General features: G+C 44.7%; 5 protein-coding genes. 2 read left to right on the plus strand and 3 right to left on the minus strand.

From position 1 onward, the window contains the following. Positions 1-157 precede the first annotated feature (157 nt). On the plus strand, positions 158-1,408 hold the full coding sequence (locus AACQ17_RS06565; protein ID WP_094167543.1) for an SGNH/GDSL hydrolase family protein: 1,251 nt from the start codon (positions 158-160) through the stop codon (positions 1,406-1,408). Positions 1,409-1,446: 38 nt separating this feature from the next. Here AACQ17_RS06565 and AACQ17_RS06570 read toward each other — a convergent pair whose 3' ends face one another. After that, entirely contained in the window at positions 1,447-1,902 is a 456-nt protein-coding gene (locus tag AACQ17_RS06570; RefSeq protein WP_026027548.1) for an Lrp/AsnC family transcriptional regulator, read from the minus strand. Positions 1,903-2,051: 149 nt separating this feature from the next. On the opposite strand from AACQ17_RS06570, the gene AACQ17_RS06575 reads away from it, so the two are divergent. Continuing rightward, entirely contained in the window at positions 2,052-3,005 is a 954-nt protein-coding gene (locus tag AACQ17_RS06575; RefSeq protein ID WP_166537977.1) for a DMT family transporter, read from the plus strand. Here the strand turns inward: AACQ17_RS06575 and yegD are convergent. After that, entirely contained in the window at positions 2,996-4,348 is a 1,353-nt protein-coding gene (gene yegD / locus AACQ17_RS06580; RefSeq protein WP_094147256.1) for a molecular chaperone, read from the minus strand. The genes AACQ17_RS06575 and yegD overlap by 10 nt on opposite strands. Before the next feature lie 107 nt (positions 4,349-4,455). After that, positions 4,456-4,713 (minus strand): hypothetical protein, encoded by a 258-nt coding sequence (locus AACQ17_RS06585; protein WP_017045096.1) that lies wholly within the window; start codon positions 4,711-4,713, stop codon positions 4,456-4,458. Positions 4,714-4,821: the final 108 nt, after the last annotated feature.

The raw sequence follows: 4,821 nt of genomic DNA on the forward strand, positions 1-4,821 counted from the left end.
GTTCATTGTTTGATCTTAATACCAAATAATGTTCAACATAGTCGTTTATTGATTGACGCTTAACACCATAAATCCAAAATAGGTCTGACCAGTTTGTTAATTTCACTTTTGCACTTATTCTTTATTAGATACGTGCCTAAACCAATAAGAAAAAAATATGAAACTAATGACGTTATTGATGACCGCAATATTGCCACTCTCCATGGCGATTGCAGAAAATACGGATACCACCTCAGAACCAGTTACCGCTTATGGCGTAATGAATACGCAAAATAAGCAAACCTACACTTATGTACGCTGTTGGTATCGGCCCGCTGGCAATCATGATGACCCAGCAACAGATTGGGAGTGGGCATTGGATGAACAAGGAAATGACTACACCATTAGTGGTTACTGGTGGTCGTCTGTGCGCTTTAAAAATATGTTTTATACCGACACCTCACAATATGAAATAAAACAGCGTTGTGAAGAGACGCTCGGCGTCAGTCACGATTCTGCAGATATTACTTATTTCGCAGCAGACAATAGGTTCTCATACAATCATTCGATCTGGACTAACGATAAACAAAATGCCAAACCCGTCATTAATAAAATGGTGACCATAGGTGACAGCCTTTCGGATACAGGAAATATATTCAATGCGTCACAATGGAAATTTCCCAATCCTAACTCTTGGTTTTTAGGACACTTTTCCAATGGTTTGGTGTGGACAGAGTATTTAGCAAAAATGCACAATTTGCCTGTATATAACTGGGCGATTGGCGGTGCCGCAGGGCGTAATCAATATATCGCGCTGACGGGTGTGAATGATCAAGTCCGCTCTTATCTAAATTACATGACAATGGCCAAAAACTACCAGCCAGAAAATACGCTCTTTACCTTTGAATTTGGCTTGAATGACTTTATGAATTACAACCGTGAAGTATATGAAGTCAAAGCAGATTTTAGCAGCGCGATGATTCGTCTTGTGGATTCAGGGGCCAAAAATATTATTCTACTCACCCTACCCGATGCAACCAAAGCCCCGCAATTTAAATATTCAACAGCAGAAGAGATAGCGAAAGTCAGCGCTAAGATCACCACCTTCAATGCGTTTATTCAGCAACAAGCACTGTATTATCAGATGCAAGGGGTAAATATCATCCTGTTTGATGCCCATAGCTTGTTTGAAAACCTCACAGCCAATCCACAGCAATACGGCTTTGAAAATGCGACCGATGCATGCCTCAACATCAATCGCAATTCAGCTTTAGATTACTTATACCGTCATAGCTTAACCAATGATTGCGCTTACCATAGCTCTGACAAATACGTATTTTGGGGCGTCACGCACCCTACCACGGCCATCCATCAATTGATTGCCAACGAAATCAGTAAAAACTCTCTCGCGTCATTTCAATTTGAATAAGCACGTCTGACCCTGAAGACAGCACGCAAGTGCTGTCTCTAAACCCAAATAGGCATCGCGGTAGCGGCTTTCACTTGACGCATGGCGAGGTGGGTATGCATATCTTTTACATTGTTGAGCCGCTGTAACTGACGCGTAAATGCTTCGTACCCTGATAAATTGGCACTAACGACTTCCAGCAAGTAATCATACGCACCTGAAACCACATGGCAGCTGATCACCTCCTCCATCTCTTTGATTGCCTCTTCAAAACTATCAATGGAAGCGGCTTGATGATTATTCAGGCTAACTTCAACAAAAACCGTCATACCAACTCCGACAGCTTGCCGGCTTAAGCGAGCTTGATAGCCATCAATGATCCCGCTCTCCTCTAATCGTTTCAAGCGTCTTGCGCAGGGAGAAGGTGATAATCCAACCTTTTCTGCAAGCTCTGCGGTGCTTAAGCGTCCCTCTGTTTGTAATAAGGTCAACATGCGGCGGTCTATTCTATCCATTACTCGATCCTTGATGAAATCCACTAACATTTTGCTAATTTATAGCGGATAAGTGCTAAACCATCTAGCAATAAGGGTGAACTTGCCGGATAAAAGTAAGCCGAACCATAGATAATGGTGAGAAACCATCCATTGATGTGAATGAAATTATGATTTATGGCTACCTCGCGATAGGCACCACACTGTTATTATGGTCCGGCTTTTTCCTCTCTTTAAAGGCAGGGGCGAGCGGCCTATTAACCCCTGCGGATATTGCATTAACGCGCTTTTTACTGCCCGCTTTGTTGCTCTCTCCATTGGTTTGGAGAACTCGACATCAATTGCAAAATGTACCTATACGTTACTTAATTGGTCTATTTATTGGCTGTGGATTGCCCTATTTACTAGTGACAAGCCATGCGATGCACTACGTTCCGGTTTCTGATGGTAGCGCGCTTGTTCCGGGCGTGCTGCCGCTGTTTGTCTCGGGTATCGCGGTGTTGCTGTTTAAACAGCCGTTAAGTCGCCATCGAATAGCTGGGCTGACTTTAGTGGTGGCAGGGGTTGGTATTTTCCTCTATTCAAGTGCCACTGATTTTGAGTCAAACCGTTTGACCGGACATTTGATGTTTTTAACTGGCAGCCTGATGTGGGCAGTGTTTACGATTTGTGCGCGGGTAGCGAATTTGCATGCGCTCGTCAGCGCGGGATGGGTTGCTTTACTTTCTACTATTTTATTGGCCGTTCTAATCGCTTTAGGCATCGTCGATAGCTACTTAGCCACACACTCTTTTGCACACTGGCCGTGGAAAGAACTGGCGGGACACACACTGCTGCAAGGTGTCGGGGCGGGGCTCATTGCAGCATTTACCTATTTATATGCAGTTTCAACACTCGGCGCAGAACGCTCCGCTGCCTTTGGCTCTGCAACACCAGTCGTGGCAACCTTGTTGGCGATTCCCGTTTTTGGTGAGATGCCAACGCCTTTGACTTGGATCGGATTAGGATTGATAAGCTTAGGTAGCTTGGTTGCCAGTAATGTTTTAATGAAACACGATCATTCGCAATATTACCGGCCCCCAACGCATCAAAAACGAAGCGCTAAGCGCTCATATCAGCGATAGCAAATCTCTGCCCAACGAGCCAAACCAGCAGTCACTGAACCAAAGTAGTTACCGCTGACAACGGGTACGTGGGGCAGTTGCTGCTCTACCGCTTGGCGTAATATTGGAGAACGAGCAGATCCGCCCGTCATAAAGATAACATCCGGCTTTACGCCACCTTGTTCAACCGCTTCTTTGACCAATTCCACCATTTTCGCTTTAGGGGATTCAATGGCGTCGATCATTTGCTCACGCTCAATTTGCACTTCGATCTGCTCAGAAAGAAGATCAAGCACCACCTGACATTGCGTAAGATCAGATAGAGCAATTTTTGCCTCTTCTGCACGGCGTACAATTTGATAGCCGAGCGTTTCAAAATAGACTTTCAGCAAACGCGCCAACTTTTCTGGTTGCTGCGCCTCTTTGTGTAGCAATTTCAATGCTGCCAAGTTTTGCTGAGCATAGAAGTCACGTTGCGCTTCCACGTTGTTAATTGCAATCGGGTTCCAAAACTGCGTGATCGGCATATCAATGCCAGAAATGGCTTTACTTCCTAATCCAAAAAAAGACATCAACTGTTTGAAAGCAATATAGATATCAAGATCATTGCCTCCGACCCGTTGGCCACTATGCGCAAGCAAACTCGCGGTGCGGTCGTCACGACCTCGCCAACTCGGCCCCATTTTTAGCAATGAACAGTCGGTGGTTCCACCACCGATATCAACCACCAGTACGGTTTGATCTTGCACCAGAGTCGCTTCATATTCTAAACCCGCCGCAACGGGTTCAAACTGAAAACTGATGTGCTGAAAACCGGCGCGTTTCGCCGCACGTTGTAAAATAGATTCCGCTTGTCGATTGGCCTCTTCACCACCTCGTCCATGAAAGTTAATAGGACGACCAATCACAGTATCTTGGATGCTACGCTGAAGGTGCTGCTCTGCATTGTGCTTAATATTGACCATCATGGCGCACACCAAGTCTTCGAAAAAACTGACCTGCACATCACGTAAACCTGCCGCGCCTAGAAATGATTTAGGGGATTTAACGTAATAAATATCGCGCGGATCCTGCAGATAGAGATCGAGCGCCGCTTGGCCAAAGGCAATGTCTTGCACGGCAAGTTCAATACTCTCTTCTCTATTCACATTGATCGCGCGACGAAGTACTTGCTCACCAATTTTATCGCTTGGCGTAATATTGTGATGACGGAACAGATGCTCAGAAATGGACTCTCGCGTCGGGGCGCATATTGTCGAAGGAATGTAGTGGCTTTTACCTTCTATGGGTAACAATGTTGGCTGCCCATCTTGCATCATCGCGACAGAACAGTTCGCCGTTCCATAGTCAAAACCAATAAACATCGCTACCTCCTAGCATCAGAAAAAGGCCGGCGATCCTACCTTATGATTTTCACAAATACTATCCCCAAACTACTTGGAATGTCTGGCGAGAAAAGACATGGATTGGTTTACACAAGCCAAGAGACGAAAAAAGACAGCAGCAGGCAGCCCACATAAGCCATTTTAATCACCTTGATATGTCGATAGTGGATAAGACAAGGTGACAAGATAAACAACGGGATCAGGACAAAAATGGGGTTCATACTGAATAGCCAGCTTAACAATACAACAGAAAGTGCATAGTAGAAGAGCCACGAATTTGGAACCGACAACTTTTTGCCAAGTCCCACTATAAATAATAATGCAGCAAGTAAAGGTAACATCATTAATTACACCTTTATGATATTAATTCTCATTTACATCAAATATTAGTCACTGTTCAGCACAAAAGCAATAGAAAAACTAGGTACATTATCAAACACCAAGAGCCATAC

The organism is Vibrio sp. V10_P2A27P122 (genome assembly GCF_963874335.1).
In the GTDB taxonomy this organism is placed as follows: Bacteria; Pseudomonadota; Gammaproteobacteria; order Enterobacterales; family Vibrionaceae; genus Vibrio; species Vibrio anguillarum.

Bases quoted from the DNA above. Each gene is read 5' to 3' on its own strand.
- AACQ17_RS06565 (WP_094167543.1), top strand. From the start codon at position 158: ATGAAACTAATGACGTTATTGATGACCGCAATATTGCCACTCTCCATG.
- AACQ17_RS06570 (WP_026027548.1), bottom strand. From the start codon at position 1,902: ATGGATAGAATAGACCGCCGCATGTTGACCTTATTACAAACAGAGGGA.
- AACQ17_RS06575 (WP_166537977.1), top strand. From the start codon at position 2,052: ATGATTTATGGCTACCTCGCGATAGGCACCACACTGTTATTATGGTCC.
- yegD (WP_094147256.1), bottom strand. From the start codon at position 4,348: ATGTTTATTGGTTTTGACTATGGAACGGCGAACTGTTCTGTCGCGATG.
- AACQ17_RS06585 (WP_017045096.1), bottom strand. From the start codon at position 4,713: ATGATGTTACCTTTACTTGCTGCATTATTATTTATAGTGGGACTTGGC.